The 26,249-nt window shown below is 68.3% G+C and carries 25 protein-coding genes and 2 tRNA genes; 13 read left to right on the plus strand and 14 right to left on the minus strand.

Annotated features, from left to right (window positions below; genetic code table 11):
* The first annotated feature begins 73 nt into the window (after positions 1-73).
* Entirely contained in the window at positions 74-1,381 is a 1,308-nt protein-coding gene (locus MXA07_RS05095; protein WP_247730968.1) for a DUF6498-containing protein, read from the plus strand.
* A 67-nt stretch (positions 1,382-1,448) separates the two neighbouring features.
* Here MXA07_RS05095 and MXA07_RS05100 read toward each other — a convergent pair whose 3' ends face one another.
* The 4 genes from MXA07_RS05100 to MXA07_RS05115 form a co-directional block, all read right to left on the minus strand.
* Positions 1,449-1,808, minus strand: coding sequence for a DUF7513 family protein (locus tag MXA07_RS05100; RefSeq protein ID WP_247730969.1), 360 nt, complete (start codon positions 1,806-1,808; stop codon positions 1,449-1,451).
* A complete protein-coding gene (locus MXA07_RS05105) occupies positions 1,805-3,304 on the minus strand; it encodes a Na+/H+ antiporter NhaC family protein (protein WP_425492212.1) in 1,500 nt (499 codons plus the stop codon). Before MXA07_RS05105 ends, MXA07_RS05100 begins: the two co-directional genes overlap by 4 nt.
* A 382-nt stretch (positions 3,305-3,686) precedes the next feature.
* Complete coding sequence (gene eif1A / locus MXA07_RS05110) at positions 3,687-3,974, minus strand: translation initiation factor eIF-1A (RefSeq protein ID WP_247730970.1); 288 nt, start codon at positions 3,972-3,974, stop codon at positions 3,687-3,689.
* A gap of 116 nt (positions 3,975-4,090) precedes the next feature.
* The gene (locus MXA07_RS05115) at positions 4,091-4,801 is read right to left on the minus strand and encodes a class I SAM-dependent methyltransferase (RefSeq protein ID WP_247730971.1); all 711 of its coding nucleotides are present in this window, start codon (positions 4,799-4,801) and stop codon (positions 4,091-4,093) included.
* 135 nt (positions 4,802-4,936) lie between these two features.
* On the opposite strand from MXA07_RS05115, the gene MXA07_RS05120 reads away from it, so the two are divergent.
* The gene (locus MXA07_RS05120) at positions 4,937-5,116 is read left to right on the plus strand and encodes a DUF7470 family protein (RefSeq protein WP_247730972.1); all 180 of its coding nucleotides are present in this window, start codon (positions 4,937-4,939) and stop codon (positions 5,114-5,116) included.
* A 47-nt stretch (positions 5,117-5,163) separates the two neighbouring features.
* On the opposite strand, the gene MXA07_RS05125 is transcribed toward MXA07_RS05120, so the two are convergent.
* Positions 5,164-7,131, minus strand: coding sequence for a DUF460 domain-containing protein (locus MXA07_RS05125; protein WP_247730973.1), 1,968 nt, complete (start codon positions 7,129-7,131; stop codon positions 5,164-5,166).
* A gap of 241 nt (positions 7,132-7,372) precedes the next feature.
* Here MXA07_RS05125 and MXA07_RS05130 point away from each other — a divergent pair, with 241 nt between their 5' ends.
* On the plus strand, positions 7,373-8,041 hold the full coding sequence (locus tag MXA07_RS05130; protein ID WP_247730974.1) for a hypothetical protein: 669 nt from the start codon (positions 7,373-7,375) through the stop codon (positions 8,039-8,041).
* 25 nt (positions 8,042-8,066) lie between these two features.
* Here the strand turns inward: MXA07_RS05130 and rnz are convergent, their stop codons facing one another.
* The 4 genes from rnz to MXA07_RS05150 all read right to left on the minus strand — a co-directional run bounded on the left by rnz (position 8,067) and on the right by MXA07_RS05150 (position 13,031).
* On the minus strand, positions 8,067-9,002 hold the full coding sequence (gene rnz, locus MXA07_RS05135; protein WP_247730975.1) for a ribonuclease Z: 936 nt from the start codon (positions 9,000-9,002) through the stop codon (positions 8,067-8,069).
* 57 nt (positions 9,003-9,059) lie between these two features.
* Positions 9,060-10,064, minus strand: a complete 1,005-nt coding sequence (locus MXA07_RS05140; protein WP_247730976.1) for a hypothetical protein — start codon at positions 10,062-10,064, stop codon at positions 9,060-9,062.
* Positions 10,065-10,209: 145 nt separating this feature from the next.
* Entirely contained in the window at positions 10,210-11,802 is a 1,593-nt protein-coding gene (locus MXA07_RS05145; RefSeq protein WP_247730977.1) for a Mur ligase family protein, read from the minus strand.
* Complete coding sequence (locus MXA07_RS05150; RefSeq protein ID WP_247730978.1) at positions 11,799-13,031, minus strand: poly-gamma-glutamate biosynthesis protein PgsC/CapC; 1,233 nt, start codon at positions 13,029-13,031, stop codon at positions 11,799-11,801. The genes MXA07_RS05145 and MXA07_RS05150 overlap by 4 nt, the downstream gene beginning before the upstream one ends.
* A 478-nt stretch (positions 13,032-13,509) precedes the next feature.
* Here MXA07_RS05150 and MXA07_RS05155 point away from each other — a divergent pair, with 478 nt between their 5' ends.
* From MXA07_RS05155 to MXA07_RS05165, 3 genes are all read left to right on the plus strand, one after another.
* On the plus strand, positions 13,510-14,682 hold the full coding sequence (locus tag MXA07_RS05155) for a DUF7282 domain-containing protein (protein WP_247730979.1): 1,173 nt from the start codon (positions 13,510-13,512) through the stop codon (positions 14,680-14,682).
* 143 nt (positions 14,683-14,825) lie between these two features.
* Positions 14,826-15,830 (plus strand): AAA family ATPase, encoded by a 1,005-nt coding sequence (locus MXA07_RS05160; protein ID WP_247730980.1) that lies wholly within the window; start codon positions 14,826-14,828, stop codon positions 15,828-15,830.
* A 171-nt stretch (positions 15,831-16,001) separates the two neighbouring features.
* Positions 16,002-16,433 carry an acyl-CoA thioesterase gene (locus MXA07_RS05165; protein WP_247730981.1) on the plus strand — a complete coding sequence of 144 codons (432 nt, stop codon included), beginning with the start codon at positions 16,002-16,004 and terminating at the stop codon, positions 16,431-16,433.
* Positions 16,434-16,499: 66 nt separating this feature from the next.
* Here MXA07_RS05165 and MXA07_RS05170 read toward each other — a convergent pair whose 3' ends face one another.
* The gene (locus tag MXA07_RS05170) at positions 16,500-16,721 is read right to left on the minus strand and encodes a hypothetical protein (RefSeq protein ID WP_247730982.1); all 222 of its coding nucleotides are present in this window, start codon (positions 16,719-16,721) and stop codon (positions 16,500-16,502) included.
* Between the two features lie 201 nt (positions 16,722-16,922).
* On the opposite strand from MXA07_RS05170, the gene MXA07_RS05175 reads away from it, so the two are divergent.
* On the plus strand, positions 16,923-17,408 hold the full coding sequence (locus tag MXA07_RS05175; protein WP_247730983.1) for an acyltransferase: 486 nt from the start codon (positions 16,923-16,925) through the stop codon (positions 17,406-17,408).
* 2 nt (positions 17,409-17,410) lie between these two features.
* Here MXA07_RS05175 and MXA07_RS05180 read toward each other — a convergent pair whose 3' ends face one another.
* The gene (locus tag MXA07_RS05180) at positions 17,411-18,451 is read right to left on the minus strand and encodes a methyltransferase domain-containing protein (RefSeq protein ID WP_247730984.1); all 1,041 of its coding nucleotides are present in this window, start codon (positions 18,449-18,451) and stop codon (positions 17,411-17,413) included.
* A 233-nt stretch (positions 18,452-18,684) separates the two neighbouring features.
* Here MXA07_RS05180 and MXA07_RS05185 point away from each other — a divergent pair, with 233 nt between their 5' ends.
* Positions 18,685-19,245: a TATA-box-binding protein gene (locus MXA07_RS05185; protein WP_006671604.1), complete on the plus strand. Its 561-nt coding sequence runs from the start codon at positions 18,685-18,687 to the stop codon at positions 19,243-19,245.
* A gap of 52 nt (positions 19,246-19,297) precedes the next feature.
* On the opposite strand, the gene MXA07_RS05190 is transcribed toward MXA07_RS05185, so the two are convergent.
* On the minus strand, positions 19,298-21,877 hold the full coding sequence (locus MXA07_RS05190) for an efflux RND transporter permease subunit (protein ID WP_247730985.1): 2,580 nt from the start codon (positions 21,875-21,877) through the stop codon (positions 19,298-19,300).
* Positions 21,878-22,073: 196 nt separating this feature from the next.
* Positions 22,074-22,144: transfer RNA gene (locus MXA07_RS05195), tRNA-Gly, on the minus strand.
* A gap of 229 nt (positions 22,145-22,373) precedes the next feature.
* On the opposite strand from MXA07_RS05195, the gene dps reads away from it, so the two are divergent.
* The 3 genes from dps (at position 22,374) to MXA07_RS05210 (ending at position 24,430) form a co-directional block, all read left to right on the plus strand.
* Positions 22,374-23,036 (plus strand): DNA protection during starvation protein, encoded by a 663-nt coding sequence (dps, locus tag MXA07_RS05200; protein WP_247730986.1) that lies wholly within the window; start codon positions 22,374-22,376, stop codon positions 23,034-23,036.
* Positions 23,037-23,114: 78 nt separating this feature from the next.
* Entirely contained in the window at positions 23,115-23,480 is a 366-nt protein-coding gene (locus tag MXA07_RS05205; RefSeq protein WP_247730987.1) for a 2Fe-2S iron-sulfur cluster-binding protein, read from the plus strand.
* A 155-nt stretch (positions 23,481-23,635) separates the two neighbouring features.
* Entirely contained in the window at positions 23,636-24,430 is a 795-nt protein-coding gene (locus MXA07_RS05210) for an NAD+ synthase (protein ID WP_247730988.1), read from the plus strand.
* 20 nt (positions 24,431-24,450) lie between these two features.
* Here MXA07_RS05210 and MXA07_RS05215 read toward each other — a convergent pair whose 3' ends face one another.
* Positions 24,451-25,164, minus strand: a complete 714-nt coding sequence (locus MXA07_RS05215; RefSeq protein WP_247730989.1) for an enoyl-CoA hydratase/isomerase family protein — start codon at positions 25,162-25,164, stop codon at positions 24,451-24,453.
* Positions 25,165-25,224: 60 nt separating this feature from the next.
* Here MXA07_RS05215 and MXA07_RS05220 point away from each other — a divergent pair, with 60 nt between their 5' ends.
* Entirely contained in the window at positions 25,225-25,983 is a 759-nt protein-coding gene (locus MXA07_RS05220) for a DUF7114 family protein (protein ID WP_247730990.1), read from the plus strand.
* A gap of 129 nt (positions 25,984-26,112) precedes the next feature.
* Positions 26,113-26,184: transfer RNA gene (locus tag MXA07_RS05225), tRNA-Thr, on the plus strand.
* The last annotated feature ends 65 nt before the right edge of the window (positions 26,185-26,249 follow it).

Genomic DNA, 26,249 nt, shown 5'->3' on the forward strand with positions numbered 1-26,249 from the left:
GGCCGTAATCGCCGCTCTCGACCGAGCGCGAGATGGGAAGTGTTTATTGCGTGTACTCTAATCGGCGGGACGAATGGAGATCGTGCATTGGGTGGGTGACGACGAGCGGCGCGTCGAGGTGTCTGCCGCCGTCGTCGCGAACCTGGTCCCGCTCGTCGGCGTCCTGGCGTTCGGCTGGCGGGCGGCGACGCTCGTGGCCGTCTACTGGTTCGAACTCGCGGTCGTGGGCTTCTGGGGGCTCGTCCGGGCGCTGTTCGCCGGTCAGCCGTCGGAATTCGATCGCAACGGTCTGGTCGTCGGAGTGCTCGCGGATCGGTCGGCCGCGCTTTCCCTCCCGTGGACCGGCGTCGGGATCCAGCTCTCGACGCTCCCGGTACTCGTCGTCCTCGGGCCGATGGTCGCCGCGATCTGGTTCGTGACGGGAGCCGTCACCGTCGGCCCGCTCGGGGACCGCGCGCTCGATCCGTCCGCCATCACGACGGTGACGTACGCAATCATGGCCATGTTCAGTATCGAGGGTGGTCGAACGGGGCTCGAGTACTTCTACCGCGGAGGCTATCGCGAGCACAGTGCCCAGACGGCGATCCAACCCATTTTCCTGCGCTGCTGCGTGTTGCTTTTCGTCGGGATGGGGACGTCGGTCTTCGCCGCTACGGCCGATCCGACGGTCGCTCGCGGTGAGTCGCTCTCTGCAGTCGATCCGTCGATCGCCGGCAGCGCGCTGGTGGTCAGTATCGTGCTCGTCAAGCTCGGAATCGATCTCGTCAGCGTCTACCGGGATCGATTGGCGACGTGGGGTGAATCACACGGCCTGGGTCACGTGACGGGTGCCGAATCGTCTGCGGGTAACGAGGACGACGCGGACGACGAGATCACCGCGATCGAAACCGTCCCGCGGACGGATATCCGAGTCCGACCGCCGATCAGAGCCCGGTTGCTCGCGACCGCGGCCCACCTCCGCCGGTTTCCCGGCGCGTGGTTCATCGGGGTCTTACTCGGCTTGGGGGCGCTCCTGTTCGCCACGGGCAGGGCCTGGACGATCGTGGCCGGACTCGCCGTCCTGTCGGTGTTCGTCCCGCTCCTCTTGCTCCACCTCGATTACTGGCTGCGCTACGGGGGCGTCGAGTATCGTGTCGACGACGATTCGGTCCTCGCGTACGACCGTCTGTTCGACGATCCGCTGTGGCGCGTCGCGGCGTGGGACGAACGCGATGTCCGCGTCGAACGCGATCGGCTGGACCGGCTCTTCGGGACGGAGACGGTCGTGATCGAACTCGCCGATCGAGAACTTCGCTTGCCCGGGCTCCGGGACGCGACGCCGATCCTCGACGTCTTCGCCCATCGCCGTCCGGCACAGGAGGCCGCATCGGCGACCACCTGACGGCTGCGATCGGTCGGCTCCGACTATCGCCACCAAAAAACTGCGGATACCGTTCGCCCGACGCCGATCAGCCCGCGTAGGAACTCTCGCCGACGACGCTGACGAACTCGCCGCGACCGGTCGCGGTCGACGCGTCGAACTCCGTGATGCGCACCCGGACTTGCACGTCGACGTGCTCCGGCCCGACGCCCTCGACGTAGAGGCGCGTGTCGCCGATGTCCGCGACGCCGACGCCCTCGGAGCCGGCGGCCGTTTCGGTCGCGGCTTCGTCTCCCGCCGCTGCCGCGGCGCCCGAGCCAGCACCGTCACCGTCCACGGCGTGTTTCTCGTAGCGATGGAGGAAGACGTTCACCTCGTCGCCTACGGTGAGCGAGGGCGTCGACGTTCGGAACGTCCAGCCGGCGAAGTACTTCTCGAAGAGGCTCATACCCTGGACACCTCCGTGGATTCGCGATCGATGGTGTACTCGCGGCCGAAGCCGGTAATCGCCGCGAGGACGAACACCGTCACCAGCAGCCAGCCGTGGAAGACGAAGGGGACGACCTCGACCGGGTTGACGACCATCGCATCGGTGAAGAACCCGAATTCCTGGGTGAGGTCCTGCATCGACGTGTACCCAACGAGGACCCCGCCGGACCACGGGAAGATGTAGCCGAGCGCGGAGGTCTGTGCGTCGAGAATGTTCGCTCGGCGATAGCCGTTGATGTTGAAGCGCTCGCCGACCTTCGAAATGTAGGGGCCGATCGCGACCTCGGCGGCGGTGTTGATCGTGATCGTGGCGTTGATCAGCGCCGCCGAGCCGACCATCGTCAACTCGGCGTTGCGAACGTTCGTCGCCAGGCTGTCGAGCGACCAGTCGAGGACCGCCTGAAATGCGCCGCCGCGGATCATGATCTGGGCCGCGGCGATGATGAACAGGACCAGAATCGAGAGCGTGAAGAAGCCGGCCGCTCCCTCGACGAGGCTACCGGTGATGGCGGGATCCTGCGCGTCCGGAATAATCTCGACGAACGGCAGTCTCGAGAGGAGGTCGGCCTCGGCGACCGGCAGCCACTCGAGCAAGTCGATCACGGGGGCGTCGGCGGGGGCCTCGAAGTTCACGATGGCGCTCACGGACGTGAGACCGAGGGCGAGGTTCGCGACGATGGCGACGACAATTCCCCAGGAGATGGCCTCGATGATGTGGCGACCGGCCACGGCCATCACGATCACAACCCCCATCGAGAGCAGGTGGACCAGGCCGATCGCGTTCGTCGCATCGTCCAGAATCGCCGCCGGGTCACCGGCGACGGTCGCACCGCTCATCATCGAGCCCGCGACGACGTAGCCCGCGAACGCGACGAGCGCGGCGACGATGGCGTACTTGAATCGCGAGGCGACGACGCCACCGATGTCCGAATCCTGCGTGACGGCGCTGACGATCGTCGTGTCGCTCACGGGGGCGAGGTTGTCGCCGAAGATGGCACCCGAGAGGATCGCGCCGAACAGGAGGACGGGGTTGGCACCGAGGACGAGGCCGGCGGGGAAGAACAGCGTGACGAACGCGATCGTCGTCCCGTAACCCGTCCCGATGCCCGTCGCGAGTAACGCGGCGAGAACGAACGTGATCGCGGGGACCAGCGCGCCCGTCACGCCGGCCACGTCGGCGAACCAGAGCAGTCCGCCGACGAACCCGCCTTCCTGCAACGTCTCTGCGAACATGCCCGCCCAGATCCAGGCGACGATCGCCGTCACGGCGACCGGCTGGGTCATCCCCTCGAAGATCGTACTCGCGTACTCGCGCCAGGACCCCTTCACGAAGAACATCCCGACGATCAGCCCGATCAGGATGCCGAGGACGAGTCCGCGCTCGCTCGAAATTCGCAGGAATGCGGTCTGGAAGATCGCCCACACGATGAAGAAGGCGATCGGCAGGGCGCTCATGCCGCGACCGCCGTAGAAGTCGATCGTCAGTTCACCGCTCGATTCGCCCAGGTCCCCCGCTAGTTCCTCCGTCTGTTTCGCCGGGTCGTCTTCGTTCACGGTGTGACCACGATAGTGACAATACCCAACGGTATACATATATCCTTGGTACTGTTTACTTTCAACAATTATCGGGTACTGCGGACGAAACGTCGCGGGAATACGGGTAATCCGCGCGACCAGAGACGGAATACAATCTAATTTTCACACCGCTACAGCTTCGACGACGTTCGTTCCGCAGTGGCATCGATATCCCCACTGCCGGCTCGACTCGCAATCGCTCTTCGCGAGCGACTTTTCCGAGGTCGCGGCTGCGCCGCGCCCGCAGAGAAATAGTTCTGCTTTATTGAATGTGGCCTTCCCGTCGGAGCTGGTCGGCCTCTGACTTCTCGTAGCGCCAGGTGATGTCGGCCTTCTCGTCCTGCCAGTCCCACGGGGAGACGAGCACGACGTCGTCCTCGCGGATCCAGATGCGCTTTTGCATCTTGCCCGGAATGCGGGCGGTTCGTTCCTTCCCGTCGGCACAGCGGACCGTGACTCGGTTGGCGCCGAGCATGTCCGTGACGGTCGCGAACACCTCGTCGTCGTCGGGCATCCGGAGGTTCGTGCGACCACCCTCCTCGTCACTCATACGCGCCGGTTCGGACTGGAACGGTTTAACTTTTGCAGGATGCGCCGCGGTCTGCAAGGGGGACCGACGCCCACTGCAGCACCCCCGACGGCTGCCGGATGCCGGGACTCGTCCAGTTAGGTGGTGAGGCGAAACGCGAGGCTGTACATCCGGCCGGTGTCGATGCCGTCACCCAGTTCGTCGCGCCGGCGCGTCACGTCCGCCTCGAGCGCCTCGGCCAGCGGGCCGTCGAGTCGCGCCGCCGACTCCCGGGCGAGGTCGGCGTGGGCGTCCAGCAGGTCGGCCGTCCACGGGACCGGTTCGAGCAGCGATCGCTCGCGCTCGAAGCGCCACCCGCGCGCCTCGAAACACGCCCGGAGGTGGGCGGCGGGGTAGAACGTGAGCGCCGGCGCCCCGTCCGCGAGCTCCGCGGCCGCGTTTTCCGCCGCGAAGAGCCCGCGCAGTCCGTCGTGGGGGATCGAGTCGTAGTCGTCGACGACCAGCCGGGCGCCGGGCCGGGCGACCCGGGTGAGTTCGTCGGCGATCGCGGGGACGATCGCGGGGGTGAGAACGTTGAACAAGGCGTGTGCGGTGACGATCGAGACGCTGTCGTCGGACAGCGGCGTCGATCGCAGGTCGGCTTCCAGCACGGCGGGCCGCTCGCTCTCGAATCGATCGCGGACGCCGGCGGCGTGGTCGCGATCGTCGGTGACGGCGACCACAGCGCCGGCCCCCGCCTCGCGGAGCGCGGCGGTCATGTTGCCGGCGCCCGCCCCGGCCTCGAGACACCGGGCCCCTGCGACCGGCACGTCTTCGATCGCCCGTTCGACGGTGGACGTCGGTGCCATGGCGTCTCTCGCGACGGGAACCCGGTAGCCGTTTCGGTTCCGGACGAGCCGGGATCCGATCGACACCCGACCCATTCCGGGTCACCCGCCGTGAAGAATCAGCGTCTTTATTCGTCCGGCCCGGTCACTCGGCGTATGATCGACAAGCTCGGAACGAGCGGCCTCGCCGGAATCGTCCTGTTGCTGGCCGGTCTCGCCGTTATCGCGTACTACCACTGGCAAGTCGCCGTCGGCCTGGCGCTCGTGCTCGTCGGAATCGCCCTGATCGCGAAGGGGTTGATCTCGTCGGTGATGCGCTCGTTCGGGATGTTCTAGGCGAGCGCCCGGGAGTCGACGACGCCCGGTCCCGGTGTCGCCGGCGATCACGCCTCGTTGTCGCCGGCGCGGTGCTCGCTGATGACCCGGTCGACCATCGAAGCCGTCTTCGAGCGCTCCCGTTCGCGGGCGCGGTCGTGCCAGTCGTCGATGGCGTCCTCGACGTCGCCCTCGCGGGCGACCGCGAGTTCGTCCACCTCCTGCATCGCGACGTCGTCGGCCGGCGCGACCGGGACGTCGGCCTCGAAGAGGACCCGATCCGCGACGTCCGAGAGGCCGCCGTCTTTGAGGACGACCCGCGGCTCGTGCGCGACCAGCCGCTCCGCCGTCGAGCGGCCGGCGCCGCTCGCGTCCCGGAGGTAGACGACGTCGTTCGGGGCGAGGCCGTAGGCCTCGTCGGCCTCGCGGATGGCGTCGCGCGTGAATTTCTCGATCACTTTTACGGGGACCAGCCCCGCCTTCTTCGCGGAGACGTCGGCGAAGTTCGAGTGGTCGAGCTTCCAGAGGGCCTTCATCCGCTCGACCTTCCGCTCGAGGGCCGCAACTTCCTCTCGCGCCTCGTCGCGCTCGCGTTCGAGCTGGTTCGCGCGGCGTTCGAGCCGGGTCACCTCGCGGTCCTTTCGCACCTCGCGGCGCGTCTCGCTCCGGGCGGTCTCGAGTTCGGCCTCCAGCTCCTCGATCCGCTCGTCGCGATCCGCGAGTCGGCCCTTCAGCCGATCGACGTGGGCGTCAAGGCGCTCGACCTGGGACTCGAGCGACCGAATGCGCTCTTCCTCTGGAGTGAGTTCGCGGGGTTCGTGGGTCGTCTCCTCGGCTTCGCCGCCCTCCTCGTCCTCGAGATCGGCGAGGACGGTCTCGACGGACTCCTCGCCGGAGACGACGCGGTCGATGACGACCCCGCGATCGATCCCCGGCGGGACTTTCGCCGCGATGCGCTCGAACTGGTCCTCGTGGTCGTCGACGGCGAACAGCGCCGCGGCGAGGGCGTCGCGCTGGTGGTCGTCGTCGTAGGGGTGCTCGCGCGTGCGGTGTTGTTTCTCGTCGATCGCAAGGTCCCGCGCCGGCGTCCAGGCCGCGGCGTCGAAGCTCCGGCGAAACTTCTCGACCGTCTCGGGGATCGGCGTCACGTCGGCGGCGACGATCACCGGCCGACCGCGCTCGACGATCCACTCGATCACGTCCGCGGTGTCGCTCGTGCGCGAACTCCAGACGTCGTGGACGTTGCCCTCCAGCGAGACGATGGCGACCGCCGTCGTCGTTCCCGGGTCGATCCCGACGACGACGTGATCGAGCCGCTTCGCGAGCGGCCGGAACTCGATGCCGTCCCGGCGCTCGCGCTCGATCTCGACCCTGACGTCGCCCGACCGATTCCCCGAGATCGGAATGTCCGCTGGCGTCGCCTCGACGGTGAACACGGCGTTGGCGAAGCCGCCGTAGGCCTCGCGGACCTCGCGCTCGTACGCGAGGTTTTCCTCCTCGAGGGTCGATTCGACCTCGCGTGCGCGCTTCCTGACGGAGCCGTGGATCCGGCGGGTGTAGCGATCCTCGCTCCAGCCCCCGCTGCCCGTCGAGCGCCCGCGGGAAACCTTCACGGTCGTCGTGTCGGTGAAGGCCGAGACCTCCTGGCCCACGTTGTGCGCGGCGAGCCGGGCCGCGGCTTCGGCCTCCTGCATCGGGTCGCTGCCGTAGGGGATCCCGTGGCGGGCCGCCACGCGCGAGAGCGGCTCCGGTTGCTCGTCGCCGGTCACCTGGACGAGCGAGGTTTCGGCGGGCAGCGAGCCGAGGAAGTGGACGAGGGCGTCCTTGTCCTCGGCGAGCTCGTACATGTTGTCGGTCGCGACGATGGCCGGTTCGCGATCGGCGATCAGCCGCCGGAGCTTCCGGTGTGAGACCACGTCGCGTTCGATCGAGTCGTCGCCGAGGATGACGAGCGCGTACGACGGTGCCCGTCCCCGAACGTCTCCCTGCTGGACGTCGACACCGAAGACGATCGCATCCAGCGCACTCGTTCGCATCCGGTGTGGGTAGGGAGGCGAACGCGTTAAACCTGACGCGGCCGGCGATCACCGGACGCGGGGCGATCTCCATCCGCCGTTCGCCGGCGGTCTCGGCCGGCAGCCGAACGGTCTCTCCTCGCTGGTATCGCAGCGTCCCGTCGGCGCCGACCGCTGGCGCAGTGACTCGGCGCCGACCGCTCGTATCGACGGTCGAAACGGGGGGAACGGCTAAACGGGTGTCGGACGAACCGATCGTCGTATGGCCTCCGATTCGGATCGGCGACGGGAGGCGACGACCGTTCGGCCCGGTCCACCCACGATCGAACGGTCCGACCCGTCGCGAGGATCGGGTCGATCGACGACTGCGCGATCTGGACCGTCGAAGCCGGCGCGACCCGAGCGGTCGACGCCCGGCTCAACTCCCGCGCCGAGCGAACGGCCCGGCCCCGCACCGGTCCGGGAGTGGGTCGTCTTCGGCGCCCTCCTCTTCGCGATCGTCGGGATCGGGATCGGGCTGCAGACCATGCTCCTCGACGCGATCGACGAGCGACTTCTCGTCGTCACCGCGTCGGCGGGGACGGCGGCGGGCGGCCCGGCCGTCAGGGAGGCGATCTCGCTGACGGTGCTTCGCATCCCGTCGATGGCGATCTTCCTCGCGGCCGGACTGGGCGCCGGATTCGGCTGGGGGTTGCCGTACCCCGACGGCGAAACGTACCAGATCGCCGGTGCGAGCACGGCCGCGGGAGCGGCCGTCTGCCTGTCGATCGCGACCGCGTTCGCGAGTGCCACCCTCGAGTCCGTCTCGCTCTCGATCGCGGCGTTCCTCGCGACGGTGCTGGTCACGGCGCTCGTCGTCGGACTCGTCGCGATGGCCGGCGCCTGGGTCGTGCGCCGCTACGTGCCGGCGGCCGTCGGGCCGCGGCGCTGAACCGGCTTCGGACCGTGCGGCGCTCTCACGCGTCCGGGTACGGGAGATCGAGTTCGTGACCGTCCTCGGGGACGAACACCCGCTCTTCGGGACCGTCGAACACAGCCCGAGCCTCGGCCAGGTGCGCCGACGGATCGCCCGCGTACCGCGAGGAGAGGTGCACCAGCGCGAGGCGTTTCGCCCCGCAGCGATTCGCGATCTCGGCGGCGCCGCGCGCGGTCGCGTGGGCCGTCTCCGTCGCTCGCTCGGCGTTATCTGACGCGAACGTCGCGTCGTGGATCAGCAGGTCCGGGTCGTCGGCGACGGCGACCGTCTCCGCGCTGGGGCGCGTGTCACCGGTGTAGACCAGGCTGCGACCCGGCCGCGGATCGCCGACCACCTGGTCGGGTTCGACGACCGTGCCGTCGTCCAGTTCGACCGACTCGCCCTCGTGTAGCCGGGAGAACTTCGGCCCGACGGGAACGCCGAGTTCCTCGGCCCGCTCGCGGTCGAAGCGACCCTTGCGCTCGTCTTCGATCAGCGCGTAGCCGAGCGAGCGCGTGTCGTGATCCGTCTCGAAGGTGCGAATCTCGTACTCCTCGCCGCGATAGGCGACATCGCCGGCGACGACTTCGCGAATCCGAAGCTCGAAGCCGGGACGCGTGTCGAGCGCGGATATCAGCGACCGAATCTGTCGGCGCGCGCCGCGGGGAACCGTGATCGAAAGCGGTCGCACCCGATCGTTGAAGTCGAGCGTCTGGACCAGCCCCGGCAGGCCGAGGACGTGATCGCCGTGGGCGTGCGTGACGAAGATGCGATCGATGTCGAACCCCGTCCCGTATCGCATCACCTGGCGCTGGGTCCCCTCGCCGGCGTCGAAGAGAAACGACTCGCCCTCGCGGGCGACCGCGATCGAACTCGGGTTTCGATCGACGGTTGGCACGGCCCCGCTCGTCCCGAGAAACGTCACGCACAAACTCATCGAGCGTGACTCGGGCCGGGACGGCTAAACCGTCTTCGAATCGGGGGGCCGATCCCCCTAGCAACTATTCAGCGTCGGCTGCACCGACGCGCCGAACGCGGCCGCGACGCCGTAGGCGATCTCGTCGGCGTACGCGCGCCGGACGTCCCAGGACTGGCTGATGAAGATGCCGTCGTCGCCCAGCCGGTTGACGAGCAGCTCCTCGTCGGTGAACTTGTCGACCGCCCGGACTGGGATCGAACAGCTCGGCATCAGCTGCTCGATCGAATCGACGAGCATCTGCTTGAACGCCATGCTGGCGTCCCCGCCGACCTCGATGCCGTCGTCGCAGAGTCCGTTGAAGCTGACGGCCGTCTCGAAGTCCCGGTCGGCCACCGTCTCGAGGTCCGGGAACGACGCCGGATCGATCAGCCGCGAGGGGACGTGATAGCGGGTAAACGAGCCACCGCCTTTTCGCCAGCCCATCGCCCGCCAGGTGGTGACCTTGGCGACTTCTCCGGCTACGTGGGCCTGCTCGTGGGTCTTCGGTTCGATCTGGCCCCCACTCGGCGCGAGGAAGATCTCGTTCGAGCCGTAGTCCGCGAGATGCTCGACGAAGCCGCCGTTTTTGCGGGCCTCGGTGGCCGATTTGTCGTCGACGACGCTCGCCGAGAGCGTCGCCTCGAACTCCGCGTCGGCCAGCGAGCAGCCGTCGAGGGGCTCCGGGCACTCCTCGTCCTCGACGCCGGGGAACTCCCGTCCCTCGAGGTCGAGTCGGCAGCGACCCTCGCCGCTCATCCGTACGAGGTCGTTCGGCGCCTCCGGTCGCTCCTCGAGGACCGTGTAGATGGCGTACTCGTCGTCCGTCCGACGCACGCGGAGCTGTTGGCCCTCGCTGATACCGAGTTCGTCGAGTACCCGCGGGTCGGCCGACAGTCCCGTCGGTTCCGCGGCCAGGTGATCCTGCCCGAAGGCGAGGTCACAGACCGTGCCCGTGACCTCGTCCTCGGCGTCGACGCTCGACCGGGTGGCAGCCTCGTAGCTGCCCACGGCGACGCCCAGCAAGGCGGGCGTCCCCAGCATACCGGCCAGCATCGCCCGCCTCGATGGTCGAAAGCGATTCGTCCGTCCGTTCGTATCGTTACCTGTCATCGTTGCTGTCTGGTGGAGTGTAACCGTCTCCTGCGGTGGTCGACTGCGGTACGGCGGTCGCACCCGTCCGGATCGCCTAGTCTCCCGTCCCTCTACCACTCTCCCCGTGCCCACCCTCCAACCCGCCGACGTCACGGCCCTCGCGCCGTGACGATGGCCCGTTTCGATTCATCGCTCGAGTCTCCTCGCCCCCGCTCGCCCCGGCCCCTGCCACCACCGGGTCCGCCTCTTCGCCAGCCTCGTCTCCGGTCCGCCGATCGCCGTCGCTCCGTTCCAGCGGCTGGTCCCGTCCCTCGGACTGATCGCTCCGGCCCCGGAACGACTCGCCGACGACGATGAGTTCTTCGACCGACACCTCATCGTCTTCCTCGCTTACGGAGATGGGTGCGGCCAGCGAGCCGCTCGATTCGTGAATCGTCGGCGCCGTCCGCTCCTGACGCGGTGGTTCGACTCGACCGGACACCGCGGCCGGATCGTCGATCTCCTGCTCCTGGCGCGGGGGTTCGGGCCGGTCGTCGATCTCCTCGAACGCCGCGGCCCGTTCCTCGATCTCCTCGTCGAGCGCGCGCATGAACTGGGCGACGGTGTTACCCATCAGGAGGAGCGGCCCGCCGTCCGCGAGCGCCCTCTCGAGCACCGTCCCGGCCATATCGGGATCGTCCGGCTGGACGTCGACCGGGAACGACGCTCGCTTGGCGAACAACTCGGCGTCCTCGCCGACGACGACGGCCCGGTCGATCGCGTCGGCGTCTGCGAGCGCGTCCAGATAGGTGTGGAACGATGCCGTTCGCGCCCGCCTGTCCGGCCGGAGATACAGAAGCGGCGTGACGACGGTGCCGTCGGGGGTGAGCGCCCGCCGGATCATCTCCGTGCTCTCGACGTCGTTGACCGACGCCGCGTTGAACACCCGCCCGCGCGGGAGTTCGGTCCACTCGACGCGGTACTCGTCGAGCAAGGACTCCCGCAGGGGGTCAGCGAGCGGCGCTTCGTCGATGGCACGCAGCACCTCGTCGATCCCGTAGACGACCTCGGCTCCGGGGATCGATCGATGGGCCTCGGGTACGTCGACGTGGCTGACGGTCGCACCGACGCACTCGAGTTCGCGTTCGAGGTACGCCCGCAGGTCGGGGTCGCGTTCGCCGTTGACGACGTGCGTGCCGGCCGGCACCGCCCGGGCGAACGACCGGGCGATGGCACCCCGATCGCGCCCGAGCGTGTCGCGGTGGTCCTGCCGAACGTTGGTGATCACGAAGACGTCCGGCCGACCGAACGTCTCGTTCATCAGACGGGTGGTGTAGTCGGTGATCCCCTGGTTTTCGAGGACGAGCGCGTCGGCGGGTTCGTACGCTTCGAGCTCGCGCGCGTTCTCGTAGAGGGTGACGCGCTCGCCGCGTTCGATTTCGTGTTCCTCGCCCTCGTAGAGCGAGAGCGGATGGTTGCCGGTGATCTTCGCGTACGCGTCGTACCCGCGACTGTCGAGTACCTCGTAGATCCGCCGTGTCATCCCCGACTTCCCGCGCGTGCCCGAGACGACGATCTTGACGTCGATCTCCTGAAGGCGCCGTCGGTGGGCCAGCCCTGGCTGGAACTGCTCGAGCGAATATCCCTGCAATCGCTCTCGGACGGTCGATACGACCTTCGTCGCTCGATCGATGGCGTTGCGTGTCATGGTGTTTGGCTCCGTGTACCCGTCGTGTCGATTGCTCGCCGGATGGTCGGTGGCGTGAGCCGTTCGAGCCGAATGAGGGCAAGCGCGCCGGCCGCGAGCCCGGCGAGGCAGAGGCCGACGGAGGCGATCGACGGCTCGGAGAGAGCACCGTCCGGCGACGGCTGGACGAAGAACCGGAGCCACCCCAGCACCGAGACGAAGAGCGCCGTCGAGAGCGCGACCGAGGCCGGCCGGTGGGCGGACGGAACCCGGTGGAGATTGTAGGCCCCGATGCCGGTCAGCACCCCGGTGAAGAACAGGTGGATACCCGGAGCGAGCGGGGCGACGATCGCCACCGGCAGAATCGAAAGCAGCCCGACGACGATCGAGAGCCCCAGCAGAACCCGCCCGTACAGCAGCGTTCGCCGGTGGATCGTCGTTATCGTCGCGTAGACGATCGCCGTCCCCGCGACGTAGAGCGGGACGACCATCGCCGATTGCAGCGAAAAGAGCGCGAGCAGGGGCATCGCGATGATGCCGGCCAACCTGACGCCGTAACGGTGGTAGGCCCCTTCCGTCGCCGCGATTCCGACGGCGAATGCGGCAAAGAGGACGGTCGGCGGCGTCTCGAGCCCGGCCTCGATGTCGGCGATCGTCGCCCGGCGGAGGGCTGCGACGTCTGCCTCGGGTGTGAACAGGAAGGGCGGGACGATCCGGCCGAGGTGCGGTGCGAAGGAGATGTTGATGAGGGCGGCGCCGAGCGCGACGAGCCCGACGAAGGCGGCCACGCTCGCGATCAAATCGTCGATCCGATCGGTCCGGTCGTCGAGCTGGTGAAAGTTGTACGCGGCGACGCCCGGCATGATGCTGCCCATCACCGTGAGCGACGACAGCTCGACCGAGACGAGGCCGATGGCGGAGAGCACCCCGTAGAGGAGGAGCGGAACCGCGGCCCCGATCGCCATGGCCGCGAGTAGCAGTTGGCGGCCGAAACAGAACGTGCGACGTCTGAGTATTCCGACGCCGATGTACGCGGCTACGCCCGCCACGACGAACACCGGGATCGCCAGCAAGTCGTAGAGCGTGTAGACGGCAAACAGGGGGACCGCGAGGACGCCCGAGAGACGCAGCCCGTACCACTGGACGACCGCGATCCCCATCGTGAGGCCGATGATGGCGAGGATGAGTGCGACGATCATCGTACACGATCCGGTCCGCTCGTTCGGGCGTCTGGCGAGCGTGTCGACCATCCCGGTTTCGAAGACGCGATACGCCGGTCACTGTTTGCCACCTCGCGACTAGTGCTGTGACGGTGGCGGAGACGCGCCGGAAGGGACGTCGCCGACACTCGTCGGTGACGGAAGGCGGGCGGGAAACCGTGATGCGCCCGCGATGGGGACAACCCCGGCTCAGGGGAGATGGGAGTCATGCGCCCGGAAATTCATATTACTTGCTTATAGCTTTAACTAAAGAGATATTAAAATAATATAATAGGGTCAGGTCCATATGTATTATGCGGGAATATGAGATTGACATCCAGTATCATGCAATGATATTATAATAACTAATTAACTGAAACAAAGAGCGTAGAATACCATTGATAGTGTACATTCTCACTCTCCTATTTTACAAAATGATGGTCAGTTTGGATCGGATTTAGGTAGGTGGCGCTCGTAGTCCCGATCACAGACACGTCGCCTCATGTTCCCGGCACTCTCGATCGGAACGGTGAAGCGGTCGATCGCGCTCCTGGCCGTCGTCGGCATCGTCGTCGGTGCCGGGTTCGTCGTGGGGCAGGCCCCGGCCCTGTTCGGGGCCGAGGTCACCGAGGACCCGTACGCCTCGATCTCGTTCCCGGACCAGGACGGAAACGGTAGCGTCGTCACCGTCGAGTCCGTTACGCTTTCGGAAGGTGGCTACGTCGTCATCACGGACGAACGCGACACGGTCGTCGGCGTCTCCGACAGGCTGAGCGCCGGCGAGCACGCTAACGTGACCGTTTCGCAGGCCGACGACGTCGACCGGGAACTCGTCGGTCGCCTCACGGCCACGGTGTATCGGGATCGGACGGACGAGGCCGGGTTCGACAGGGATCCGGACGAGGGACAGGGCGATCGCCCCTACATCGTCGACGGCTACCCGGTCTCGGAGACGGCGACGGTGACCGATCCCGACCGCGACGCGACGGCCGCCGACTCGTTCGCTATCCGGTCGCTATCGGCCCCCGAACGGGCGACCACCAACGGGACGATCAACGTCTCGGCCAACGTCACGAACCCGACGGGCGAGCAACTTCGCCAGTCCGTCGAACTGCGCCTCGGCGGCGACCTCTTCGGCCGCCAGGTGTTCGCGCTCGACCCGGAGGAAACCCGCGAAGTGACGTTCGAGGTCGACCCCCGAAACGTCGCGCCGGGCAACTACACGCTGGGGGTCTACACCGCCACCGGCGGCGAGCTCTCCGCCATCGAAATCGTCTACGACGGGCCCCCGCGGCTTTCGATCCTGTCGGCCAACGAGTCGGCGATGACGGTCGACGTCGGGGTGCCCGACGGCGGGTTCGTCGCCGTCGTCCCGTCGAACGAATCCGTCGACGCGGCGAACGTCTCGGCGAACGAAAGCGGGTGGGCCGACGTGACGGACGAATCGGTCCTCGCGACGAGCGAGGAACTCGAACCGGGACTGCACGAGGGCGTCGAAATCGAGTACGACCTCGACGGGCTGGCGAACGGATCGACGAACGGTTCGACGGACGGGCGGGCGAACGAGACCGCGGATGACGCGCGGTCCCTGACGGCGATCGTCTACGCGGGGACCCCCGACGATCTCGACGCCGCCACGCCGTACGATCGATCGGGCCATCTCGTCGCCGAAACCGTCGCCCTCCGCGAGGCCGACGAGTAGGCCTCGTTCGCCACCGATCCCGGCCGCGCTCGCCACCGATCCGGGCCTCGTTCGCCACCGGTACGACCGCCGGCGGTGAGCGGTCGGGCTGCCACGTCGACCAACCGACCGATTCTTACCGTCGCCGGCCCTAGATGGCCTCGATGGACGCGCCGCTGTGGACGGAGGCCTACGCCCCGACCCTCGACGAGTTGCCGCAGGCCGACGCCCGCGAGATGCTCGGCGAGTCGGTCGACGAACCGCTGAACCTGATCCTCCAGGGGCCGCCGGGGAGCGGCAAGACCGCAGCCGCCCGGGCGCTCGCCAGGGCGGGACACGACCGTCCCGATTCGGACCTGATCGAGATCAACGTCGCCGACTTCTTCGGGCGCACGAAGACGGAGATCAAGAACGATCCGCGCTTCGAGGGCTTCCTCGTCGGCCGCTCGGACATGTCCAAGCGGGACATGATCAACCACGTCCTCAAGGAGTCGGCGAGCTACGCGCCCGTCGCGGGCGAGCACAAGACGCTCCTGCTCGACAACGCCGAGGCCGTCCGCGAGGACTTCCAGCAGGCGCTGCGGCGGATCATGGAGCAACACCACCGGACGACGCGCTTTCTCATCACCACCCGGCAGCCGACGAAGCTGATCCCGCCGATCCGCTCGCGGTGTTTCCCCGTGACGATGCGCGCGCCGACCAGCGAGGAGATCGTCTCGGTGCTCGAACCCATCGTCCGGGCGGAGGGCGTCGAGTACGACGAGGACGGGCTGGAGTTCGTCGCCGGCTACGCCGGCGGCAACCTCCGGGAGGCGATCCTGGCCGCCCAGACGACCGCCGTCGACGCCGGCGAAATCACGATGAGCGCCGCCTACGAGGTCCTCGGCGAGGTCGGCCTCGACGAGGAAATCTCGGGGATGCTCGACGACGCCGAGGCGGGCGAGTTCACCGACGCCAGGAAGACCCTCGACGACCTGCTCGTCGACGAAGGGCTCGACGGCATGGAGGTGCTCGACGCGATCCTCGAACGGGGGCGCAAGCGCTACCAGGGCGAGCGCCTGGCCGAACTCCACCGCCTCGCCGCCGACATCGAGTTCGACATGCAGGCCGGGACGAGCGACCGGATCCACGTCTCGCACCTGCTGGCGGAACTCGGCCGGGAGGCGTAGGTCAGCGACCGCCCACTGTTCGGGTGCGCGAACGGTCGACACCACGGACACCGAATCACGGTGTGGGCTGCCAACGGATCCGACGCGCTGTGCTCGTCCTGGCGTATACCCGGCGCTCGCCCCCGACATGTACGGGGCCACTCTTTTTCGCCGGGGTGATCGATCCCACGTATGCCGACGCTCCTCGAGACGCGCATACGGAACCGGTTCTGGGTCGAACCCCACCACGCCAACAGCCTCGGGACGCTCCACGGCGGCAACCTGATGATGTGGCTCGACGAGGTGGGGACGATGTCGGCGACGCGCTTCGCCGGCGAGCCCTGCGTCACTGCCAGCGTGACCGAACTCGACTTCGAGCGGCCGCTGCACGTCGGCGACACGGCGCTGGTCGAGTCCTACGTCTACGACGCCGGCGAGACGAGCGCCGAGGTGGCGCTCCGGGCCTGGCGCGAGAATCCCCGGACGGCCGAGACCGAACGGACGACGGCCTCCTCGTTCACGTTCGTCGCGATCGACGAGTCGGGCGGCACCGTCACCGTCCCCGAACTCCGCGTCGAAACCGACGAGGGTGAAGCCCTCCGCGAGCGCGCCCGTTCGCGATAGAAAACCATGGTCCCGCGCGTTCGACGGCCGTCGCGGCCGCGCGCGGAGCGGCGGCCGCGTTCGCCGTCAGTCGAGGCCGTAGTCCTCGAGCGAGTGGTAGTGCTTCCACGCGCCGATGACCTCGTCGGTGTCGAACTCGAGCGTGCCGTCGACGAGTTCGAGGGTGACGGTGTCCTCCTCGATCGTGGTGTCGTGGAGGTGCAGCTCGATCTGGGCGTCGAAGTCCGAGACGTTGACCATCAACTCGCCGTTCTCCTGGAGTCGCTCGCGCAGCGTTTCTGCTTCCATTGCGTCCCTATATCGGTCGGACAACCCAATAAAGCCACACTCCGCTCGGTAGGAGAAACGGTAACAGTGCCTGTCAGTCGGATCGATTTTCGGGCTGAACCGGGGCGCTTTCCGATGCCGGGGTGTACCGCAGCGCCCGAAACACGACGTCTTCCTTCCGATACCCAACATACATACTCTCGGCAACGAAGCACCATATCGATGACAGCTGAGGTGGACGAATCGGCGAGGATAGTCGATTCCGGCGTCGGGTACTCGGAAATCCGGGAGTTCGTCACCGTCCACGATTCGGAGATCGGTGACGGTTGTCGCATCTACGAACGGGCATCCCTCAAGAAGTGCCATCTGGCGGACGATATCGACGTCAACGCGGGAACGTACGTCGAGAACGCCGAGATCGGGGAGGCAGTCCAGATCGGCCCCAATTGCAGCGTCGTCGGGGTCACGCACGATCTGGGAGCGCGAGGAATGGAGTTCAGAAACGACGTCTTCGAGCGGATCATCCTCCACGAGGGGGTCTTCGTCGGCGCCGGTGCCGTGGTCGGCCCCGGCGTCGAAATCGGTGCCGGGACCGTCGTGGCGGCGGGCGCGACGGTCACTGACGAAATCGGGGCTGGAAAGATCGTCGTCGGATCGCCCCCGTCCCAGCGGATCGTCGATCTCCGCGAGTGGATGACGAGATCCTGAATTTACGCAAGCACAAGCACGTGGCGAGTCAGCGAGCGGTGGACGCGTCGTTCGAACGACGCCTCGATCGCCCAGCCGGCGTCACGCGCCGCGTCGGCCCAGGGCCGATCCGCGACGAGGACCGCGCGATCGGCGACGCGACGGGCCTCCGCGAGCGCGCCCGCGACGAGGTCGGCGAGTCCGTGCGTCTCGATCTTCGACTGCCGGCCGTACGGCGCGTCGAAGACGACCGCGTCGACGGCGTCGTCGGCGAGGGGCAGCTGCGTTCCGTCGCCGCGCGCGACGTGCCAGTCGCCGCGGTCGACTCCGATCGACGACGGTTCCTCGCCATCGAGGAAGTGCGCCAGGTTCTCGCGCGCACCGCGGACCATCTTCGCCTGCGCGTCGGTCCCGATCACGTCCGCGCCGACGAGGCCCGCTTCGACGAGGCCGCCACCCGTGCCGCACATCGGATCGAGGATCGTCCGCCCCGGACGCGCGCCCGCCAGGTTCGCGGTCGCGCGCGCCAGCAGGGGGTCCATGCTCCCCGGCTGGAAGAACGGCTTGTCGGTCGGTCGGCGGTCGCCGAAGTCGCGAACGCTCTCGGCCGCGAGCCAGCCGAGCGCGCAGACCGAGACGTCTTCGGACGCCCGATTCGGGTCGTCGCCGGCTTTCCTCGCCGAAAACGCCGCCCGCAGCACGTGATCGGGTTCGTCGAGGTCGACGTCGAACCCCCGGTCGACGAGCACCCGCCCGAGCGCGCGCTCGGCCGCGGCGGAGTCGACGCCGCTCGTCCCCTTCACGTCGCGCGCCCGGACGGCGACCGACCCCTCGCGGTCGAGCGGTGCCGATTCCAGGAGCACGCGCGCGCTCTCGACGTGGGCGTCCGTCCGGCCGACGACCTCGCTCGCCCGCTGGGTGTAGGCGAGTCCGCGAACCCGCTCCCGGGAGATGGCGCTCGCCAGGGCGAGACCGGGCGCGAGGGTCTCGACGCCGGTCGCGGCGCTCGCGGCCTCCGCGCGAGCGAATGCATCGTCCTCGCCGCCCAGTTCGAGGAGGTACACACACGTGCGTGGCGCTGGGCGGGCTATGAGCGTACCGCTTCGGTACCCGAAGCGACACTGTACTGTCGGCAGACCGATACGAACGCGACGTTCCCTCGCACCAGCACCGATGCCGGAACCCGGCAAAACCGCCCGACGAGCGTCTGACGCCCGTCGTACACAGTCGTTCTGCCTGACCGATCAGCGACGGTACCAACCTTTATAAAGGTTAAATACGTCTTTTTAAGCGACCAATGACGGATCCGAAGGACACCATCAACATCGAGAACGTGGTGGCGTCGACCGGCATCGGGCAGGAACTCGACCTCCAGAGCGTCGCGATGGACCTCGAGGGGGCCGACTACGACCCCGAGCAGTTCCCCGGTCTCGTCTACCGCACCCAGAATCCCAAGTCCGCGGCACTCATCTTTCGCTCCGGGAAGATCGTCTGCACCGGCGCGAAGAGCACCGACGACGTCCACGAGAGCCTGCGCATCGTCTTCGACAAACTGCGCGAACTCCAGATTCAGGTCAACGAGGACCCGGAGATCGTCGTCCAGAACATCGTCACCTCCGCGGACCTCGGCCGCAACCTCAACCTGAACGCGATCGCGATCGGGCTCGGTCTGGAGAACATCGAGTACGAACCCGAGCAGTTCCCCGGCCTCGTCTACCGCCTCGACGAGCCCGAAGTCGTCGCGCTGCTGTTCGGCTCGGGTAAGCTCGTCATCACCGGCGGCAAGAAACCCGAAGACGCCGAACACGCCGTCGACAAGATCGTCTCGCGCCTCGAGGACCTCGGCCTGCTCGAGTAAGGCGACCCACCCCTCGGCTACTTCTCTCGCCGGCTCACGGGCCACCGCTCGATCACTCGGCGGGGTCGCCGACCTCGTTCGAGGACCGCTGGTCCGCCAGCCCGCCGCTCGATCGGCTCCAGCCAGCCCACAGCCACAGGAGGCTCGGGAGGACGAACACGGAGAGGACGAACGACGCGGACAGCGCCAGCGCGACGATGATCCCGAACGATGTGAACTGCGGCTCGGGAACCAGGATCAGCAGGGTGAACGCCCCGGTGGAGGTGACCGCGCTGCCGAGCAAGGCGCCGCCGGTGCCGGTGACCGCCTCGCGCAACGCCGCGCTCGCGTCGCGCCCGCGTTCGAGTTCGTGTGCGAACCGATCGCTGACGTGGATGTTGTAGTCGATTCCCAGCCCGATCGTGATGCTGACGAGCAGCGCCGTCAACATGGTCAGCGGCTGCTCGAGCAGCCACATGCCGCCGATAACGAGACCCAGGGTGAGGACGATCGGGAGCACCGTCACCGCGCCGAGGGTCGCGCTGCCCCGAACAACGCGATAAACGACCGTCAGCAGGACCAACACGCCGAGCAGCGCCAGTCCCATCGTCAGGACGATCCCGTCCGTGATCGCGCCGAGTTCGGCCTCGTTGACCGTCCCCACGCCGACCGCGGTCGTCGAGAGACCGGACTCGGCGGCCATCTCGTCGGCGATCCCGTTCATCGCATCCGCCCGGTCCGAGCCGAAGGTCGACCGGGCGGGGACCATGACCAGCATCGAGGCGTAGGTCCCGTCGTCGGTTCGCTCGATGACCTGCGATGCTTGCTCCGGTGCGACGGTGTAGAACGCGTCGTAGAGCGCTTCGAGATCCCGATCGGGGACGTCGTCGCCGTTCTCGTCGGCGGCCGCGAACCGCTCCGCGAAGTCCGGGTTCTCGGCGGCGACCGCCCGCATCGCCGACAGCGGCGAGACGACGTGGACTGCCTCGCCCTGCCGGAGGACGACGTCCGCGTCGGCCGACTCGGCGGCCTCGTGACCCGTCGCGACGGCGGTCATCGCCGCGGGCGTGGCCACGCCGTCCTCGCCCTCGATCAGGATCTGGGTGAAGCCGCTCCCGGCGGTATCTCCGGTGAACCCCTCACGATCCGCCTGAAAACCCGACTGGGCGAACGTCAGCCGTTCCGCGGCCTCGGTCTGATGGGCTTCGAACGCCATCGGGCCCGGCAGGTTCTCCTGCCACTCCGGGACGTCGTCCAGGTCGGCCTGCTGGAACGGCTCCTCCTCGAGGTCGACGAACGCCGCGCCGCCGGCCAGGCCGGCGACGAGGGCGACGACGATCACGGGGATCGCCGCCCGTTCCGCGGCGGTGACGCCGGCGCCCAGCACGCGCTCGAGATAGCGCCCCTTTCCGAGCGCCGCGCCGCGGCGGTCGAACCCGAACCGCTCCCAGAGCCCGTCGACGCTCACCTTCAGCGCGGGAACGAGCGTCGTGAAGACGACGAGCGACGCGACCACGCCGAGCGTGATCGCGATCCCGAGGTCCCGGACCAGCGGGACCGGACTGGTGAGGTTCGCCAGGAATCCGATCGCCGCGGTGATCGTCACGAGGCCGAACGCGACGGCCACCGCGCTCGTCGACCGTGCGAGCGCCTTGCGGATGCCCTCGTCGGGTCCGCGCTCCTCGCGGTAGCGCATGAAGACGTGGAAGCCGAAGTCGATGCTGATCGCGACGATCAACACCGGCACGATCAGCGACGTCATCTGGGAGAGCACCCCCAGCCAGCCCATCAGCCCGATCGTCCAGGCCAGCGCCGCGATCGTCCCGACGAAGCCGAGGACCACGTCCGTGACGTCGCGATAGGCGAAGCCGAGGACGATCACCAGCAACAGGAGGATCGGCGGCAGAACCAGCCAGAGGCTGTCGCCGATGAACTGCTGGTTGAGGTCGGCCAGGGCGTACTGCCCGATGGTGAAGATCTCCGGGTCGTCGTAGCCGTCGGCCGTCTCGTAGAGCACCCGCTGGACGCCCTCGGGCGCGCTCGATCCGAACTGGCCGTCGCCGGTCGCCTCGAACGCGATCGTCATCCGCAGTCCGTCGGCCTCGGTGCTGCCGGACTCGTACGAGGCGGGCAGGAAGAACCGGGTCGCCTCGCCGCCGGTGAACGTCTCCGCGACGGTCGCCTCGACCTTCCGGTCGCTCGCGTCGGCCAGCGCCGCCCGTTGGGTCTCGAGATCCGCGTTCGGATCGCCGGCCAGTTCCCGGGCGACGACGTTCGCCGGACTCTCGAAGCCGCCCTCGGCCAGGTTCTCCGCGACGACCGATTCCTCCGCGACCGCGAGCTGGTACTCCAGCACGGCCGCGAGGGCGTCCCGGCGCAGGACCGACTCCTCCTCGTCGCGGACGTAGACGTCGACGGTCGCCGTCGCGTCGTCGGCCGACTCGTCGCCGTAGCGCTCGCCGATGTACTCGGCGGCCTCGTACACGTCGGTCGACCCCAGCGCGTCCTCGTCGATCCCCTGCTGGGCGCCGCCCGAGTCCTGGGCCACGCCGGCGACGACGCCCGCGGTCACCAGCACGAACAGGACGAGCACCAGCCGATTGTGCGTCGTGACGCCCGACGTCACTCGGTCGACGGCCGCTCGCACACCCATACTTGGCAGGGCATTTCGAGCGGTTCTACTTACGTGAATTGGTTGACGGATCGGCTCGACGGTGGTGACGAGGGGCGGACGCGATCGGGTTTCAGCGAGATGGAAGTGGATCGGTCACGCGCCAGCGTACGAGTGGCTGATCTACTTCAATTCCCTCCGTGGCGCACCTGTCGCTCACGAATAGTTCGCGACAGGATGCGCCGGCCGGGAATTGAACCCGGGCTATTAGCTTGGGAAGCTAATGTCCTACCACTGGACCACCGGCGCGCTCGTCTCGACCGCATCGGCAGTATGGCGGCCTCCCTCTTGAACGAACCGCTTCCGGAGCGTCGAGGTCGACGCGACGATGCGGGATCGACGGTGGTCGCGGATCGATACCCCGATCCGGGACGGGTGAGGACCCGTTCGACGACCGGACTGTCACCGACTCGCGTCAGTTCAGTACGGGTGGACATGCCCATCTCTAAGTGGGCCTCTGTGGGACTCTCCCACGCCCATGGCAGACGACACGCCTCACGGCTCCGGGTCGATCAGTCCGGGCGATACGAGCGAGCGGGTCGGCATGGCGGTGCTACGCGAGCGCGGCCTCGACCCCGAGGAGCTCCGGGAGAAACTCATCGACGCGATCGGCGCGGAGTTTACGACGTACTACTATTACACCAACCTGCGGATGCACCTCGCCGGCCACGAGGACTACAAGGAGATCACCGAGGACGCCCGGCTGGAGGACCGGGCGCACTTCGAACTCGTCGTGCCCCGCGTGTACGAACTCGGGGGCCACCTGCCCAACGACATCCGCGACTTCGCTGACCGCGCCTCCTGTCCGGACGCCGAACTCCCCGTTCCCTACGACGACGAGGGCGGGCAACTGGACATCACGAACCTCACCGCGGAGGACGTCCTCGAGGTCCTGCTCGAAGCCGAGCGGTGTGCGATCCGCACCTGGTCGGAGATCTGCGACATGACCCGCGACGTCGACCCGCGGACCTACGACATGGCCCAGCGCATCCTTCAGGAGGAGATCGAGCACGAGGCCTGGTTCGTCGAACTCCTCTCGATGGAGCGCGACGGCGAGATCAACCCCGCCGGCCACTTCGTCCGCGGCGAACCCGGCGACGCCCCCTACTCGACGAACCGGCGGTTCAACGACAGTGCGTAGCCAGGTTCCGCCACGGTTCGGCGGCCGGGGGCCGGCCGCGACCGACACGCTCATTGGCGCCCGCGGCCGGATTCTCCCGTGACCAGCTACGCCGTCGAACTCATCGCCCCGACGGACTGCGACGTGGAGGGGATCGACCCCGGCGAGACGGCGACGATTCAGGTCGAGGCCGACGAGTACGTCCTCGCCGCCGCCCGCCAACAGGGCATCTGGCTGCCCGCGGACTGCCAGCAGGGCTGGTGTACCACCTGCGCCGCCGAGTTGCTCGCCGGCGAGGTCGACCAGTCCGACGCGAGGCGCTACTACGACGTCGATCGCCAGGCCGACATGATCTTACCCTGTACGGCCAGACCCCGGTCGGACCTCCGCCTCAGAATCTGCCGGATGGACGAACTCAACGACCTCCGGGCGGCCAACAGCCTCCCGCCCGGCCGCTCGCGCTGATCGATCGACCCGCCGAGCGAACGGGTGTGCCAGAGTCGCAATATTTTCGGGAGTACTGCGGTGTCTACGTAGGTTCTTGGAACAAAATGTGACCGATCGGGCACCCTTTTCGCGTGTGGCGTAGCTATTTGGTCGGCGAGGGAAAACGAGGGCACATGCTCGACCTGCAGTTCTCCGAGGCCGAACTCGAGACGCGGCGCGAACACGTCGTCGATTTCATCCGCGACCAGGCGGACGCGGCGGGCGCCGACGGGGCCGTCCTCGGGCTCTCCGGCGGGATCGACAGCACGCTCACCGCCCACCTCGCCACCGAGGCGCTCGGCCCCGAGAACGTCCGCGGACTCGTCCTTCCGGCTCGCGTCAGCGCGGACGAACACAGGAGCGACGCCGAACGCGTCGCCCGCGACCTGGGCATGACGTTCGACGTCTTCGAGGTCGAATCGGTCGTCGACGTCCTGCTGTCGGCCTATCCCGAGGCCGAGGGCGACCACCGGGCGGTCGGTAACGCTCGCGCTCGCGTGCGAGCGGTGTTCAACTACCTCGTCGCGAACCACGAGAATCGCCTCGTGCTGGGGACGGGGAACCGCAGCGAGGCCGCGGTCGGCTACTTCACCAAGTACGGCGACGGCGCCGTCGACTGTCACCCGATCGGCAACCTCTACAAGGCCCAGGTCCGCCAGCTCGCCCGCCACGTCGGCGTCCCCGACGACCTCGTCGAGAAGACGCCGACGGCGGAACTCTGGGCGGACCAGACCGACGAGGGCGAACTCGGCATGGACTACGACACGCTGGATGCCATCCTCGCGACCCACGTCGACGGGCCCCTGTCCGTCGCCGCGACGGCGCGGGAACTCGACGTCGATCGGGCGACCGTCGACCGCGTCCGGGCGCTCTACGAGGCGAGCGAACACAAGCGAAACCCGCCGCCGGCGCCCGACCCGATCGAGTGACCGGCCGCCGCCGTCGGCGGTCACTCACCGAGCTCCCGCAATCGATCGCGGTGGTGCTCGACGAGGTCGGCGAACGCCTCGACCTCGCGCTCGTACCGGATTTCTGCGTCGGCCTCGTCGCGCAGTCGGGCCTTCACCGCGGCGGTCGTCGCAGACGGATTCCCCGCGAGCTCGCGGGCGACCGACTCGGGTTCGGGCTCGATTCGGCTGACCAGCCCCATCCCCAGCGCCGTCTCCGCGTCGATCGTCCGCCCGGAGAGCGCCAGATCGAGGGCGTTGCCCTCGCCGACGACCCGTGGCAGGCGGACGGTTCCGCCCCAGGCGCCGAAGAGGCCGAACGTGACGCCCGGTTCGCCGAACGTCGACCGCGGCGTCGCGATCCGGAGGTCACAGGCCAGCGCGAGTTCGAGCCCGCCGCCCATCGCCGGGCCGTCGATCGCCGCGACGACCGGCGCGTCCCGGGCCTCGATCGCGTTCGCCACGCGCTGGCCCTGCCGCGCGAGCTTCGCGCCGCCCTCGCGGTCGAGCGCCGCCACGGTCCCCAGGTCGGCCCCCGCACAGAACGCGTCGCCGGCACCCCGGAGGACGATGACCGCCTCGTCGGCCGACTCGACCGCGGCGCGCAGGTCGTCGAGGCCCGCCGGCGTGAGCGCGTTTTTCGCCGCGGGGCGGTCGAGCGAGATCCATCGAACGGGTGTGCCGTCGGCCACCGGCGCCGTCGTCACCTCGATCATATCCCGATGCTGGGCACACTTTCCAAAGGTCTTTGCGTCCGCCGCCGCTACCGTTGGCTGATGGATCGGGTCGCCCGGTGTCGCCGCGCCGCCCACGACGCCGTGGCGGACGTCTCACCGCCACCGCTTCGCCAACGACTGCTCGACGCGATTGACGATGGCACGCTCACGCCCGCCGTCCTGACGATCGAGAGCGCCGTCGCCGCGGAGCCGGCCGTCGAGCTCGACGACGTCGTGGCGCTGGCCGCGGGCACGCAACTCATCTACGACGGCCTGCAGCTGACCCGCTCGCTCGCCCACGACGAGCCCTGGGTGGACGTGGAGACTGCGGCCGATGTCGAGACGTCGGCTCCCGACCGGAGTGCGGACGCCGCCGACGAAGCCCCACGGCGGGACGAGCCCGCCGACGGGTCGACGACCGAACAGCCCGCCGACCTGGCGATCGTGGCCGCCGACGTCCTCGTCGCCCGCGGCTTCTCGCTGCTGGCCGACACGGCGGCGGCCGCGACGGCCGTCGAGACCGTTCGCTCGTTCGGTCGCGACCAGACCCGGCGCCGAGCGCCCGACGCGGACGCGGCGGCCCTCGACGCCGGCCTCGAACGCGACGTGCTCGACCTCGCCGTCGAAGCGGGCGCGGCCGCCGCCGGCGCACCACCGGACCCGGCGATCGAGTCGGTCGCGGCGACGCTCGCCTCGCGGTCCGGCCCGTCGTTCCCGCCGGCCGACCAGTGGCTCGAGACGGTCGACGCGCGACCCGTCGACGGCCTCGCGAGCGACGGCGCCGGCCCCGATCGCTCCTCGACCGCGGGCGACGGCTGAAGGCGGTCGCCGCAGTCGTTGATCCCGGCCGAACGGATGCGGCCGGCGCGGCCGCGGCGAAACCACCCGAGGGGAGGAGGCCCCGAATCGAAACCGATTTACCTGCCTCCAAGCAAGACTGACCTGCGCGCCTGGGTAGCTTAGCGGTAAAGCGCGTCCTTGGTAAGGACGAGAGCCCGGGTTCAAATCCCGGCCTAGGCTTTCTGCGCGGATCGAACGTGCGACACCCTCGTACTCCCGGATTAGATCGGCGTCGCCCTGCGATT

Origin of the sequence: Halovivax limisalsi (genome assembly GCF_023093535.1) — an archaeon.
Taxonomy (GTDB): domain Archaea; phylum Halobacteriota; class Halobacteria; order Halobacteriales; family Natrialbaceae; genus Halovivax; species Halovivax limisalsi.

What these genes read in the sequence shown, in the direction of transcription:
- MXA07_RS05170 (WP_247730982.1), bottom strand. Translation starts at nt 16,721, where the DNA reads ATGGAAGCAGAAACGCTGCGCGAGCGACTCCAGGAGAACGGCGAGTTG.
- MXA07_RS05105 (WP_425492212.1), bottom strand. Translation starts at nt 3,304, where the DNA reads ATGAGCGCCCTGCCGATCGCCTTCTTCATCGTGTGGGCGATCTTCCAG.
- MXA07_RS05145 (WP_247730977.1), bottom strand. Translation starts at nt 11,802, where the DNA reads ATGACACGCAACGCCATCGATCGAGCGACGAAGGTCGTATCGACCGTC.
- MXA07_RS05125 (WP_247730973.1), bottom strand. Translation starts at nt 7,131, where the DNA reads ATGCGAACGAGTGCGCTGGATGCGATCGTCTTCGGTGTCGACGTCCAG.
- MXA07_RS05130 (WP_247730974.1), top strand. Translation starts at nt 7,373, where the DNA reads ATGGCCTCCGATTCGGATCGGCGACGGGAGGCGACGACCGTTCGGCCC.
- MXA07_RS05095 (WP_247730968.1), top strand. Translation starts at nt 74, where the DNA reads ATGGAGATCGTGCATTGGGTGGGTGACGACGAGCGGCGCGTCGAGGTG.
- MXA07_RS05150 (WP_247730978.1), bottom strand. Translation starts at nt 13,031, where the DNA reads ATGGTCGACACGCTCGCCAGACGCCCGAACGAGCGGACCGGATCGTGT.
- MXA07_RS05140 (WP_247730976.1), bottom strand. Translation starts at nt 10,064, where the DNA reads ATGCTGGGGACGCCCGCCTTGCTGGGCGTCGCCGTGGGCAGCTACGAG.
- rnz (WP_247730975.1), bottom strand. Translation starts at nt 9,002, where the DNA reads ATGAGTTTGTGCGTGACGTTTCTCGGGACGAGCGGGGCCGTGCCAACC.
- MXA07_RS05100 (WP_247730969.1), bottom strand. Translation starts at nt 1,808, where the DNA reads ATGAGCCTCTTCGAGAAGTACTTCGCCGGCTGGACGTTCCGAACGTCG.
- eif1A (WP_247730970.1), bottom strand. Translation starts at nt 3,974, where the DNA reads ATGAGTGACGAGGAGGGTGGTCGCACGAACCTCCGGATGCCCGACGAC.
- dps (WP_247730986.1), top strand. Translation starts at nt 22,374, where the DNA reads ATGGCAGACGACACGCCTCACGGCTCCGGGTCGATCAGTCCGGGCGAT.
- MXA07_RS05115 (WP_247730971.1), bottom strand. Translation starts at nt 4,801, where the DNA reads ATGGCACCGACGTCCACCGTCGAACGGGCGATCGAAGACGTGCCGGTC.
- MXA07_RS05190 (WP_247730985.1), bottom strand. Translation starts at nt 21,877, where the DNA reads ATGGGTGTGCGAGCGGCCGTCGACCGAGTGACGTCGGGCGTCACGACG.
- MXA07_RS05120 (WP_247730972.1), top strand. Translation starts at nt 4,937, where the DNA reads ATGATCGACAAGCTCGGAACGAGCGGCCTCGCCGGAATCGTCCTGTTG.
- MXA07_RS05160 (WP_247730980.1), top strand. Translation starts at nt 14,826, where the DNA reads ATGGACGCGCCGCTGTGGACGGAGGCCTACGCCCCGACCCTCGACGAG.
- MXA07_RS05165 (WP_247730981.1), top strand. Translation starts at nt 16,002, where the DNA reads ATGCCGACGCTCCTCGAGACGCGCATACGGAACCGGTTCTGGGTCGAA.
- MXA07_RS05220 (WP_247730990.1), top strand. Translation starts at nt 25,225, where the DNA reads ATGGATCGGGTCGCCCGGTGTCGCCGCGCCGCCCACGACGCCGTGGCG.
- MXA07_RS05185 (WP_006671604.1), top strand. Translation starts at nt 18,685, where the DNA reads ATGACGGATCCGAAGGACACCATCAACATCGAGAACGTGGTGGCGTCG.
- MXA07_RS05175 (WP_247730983.1), top strand. Translation starts at nt 16,923, where the DNA reads ATGACAGCTGAGGTGGACGAATCGGCGAGGATAGTCGATTCCGGCGTC.
- MXA07_RS05215 (WP_247730989.1), bottom strand. Translation starts at nt 25,164, where the DNA reads ATGATCGAGGTGACGACGGCGCCGGTGGCCGACGGCACACCCGTTCGA.
- MXA07_RS05210 (WP_247730988.1), top strand. Translation starts at nt 23,636, where the DNA reads ATGCTCGACCTGCAGTTCTCCGAGGCCGAACTCGAGACGCGGCGCGAA.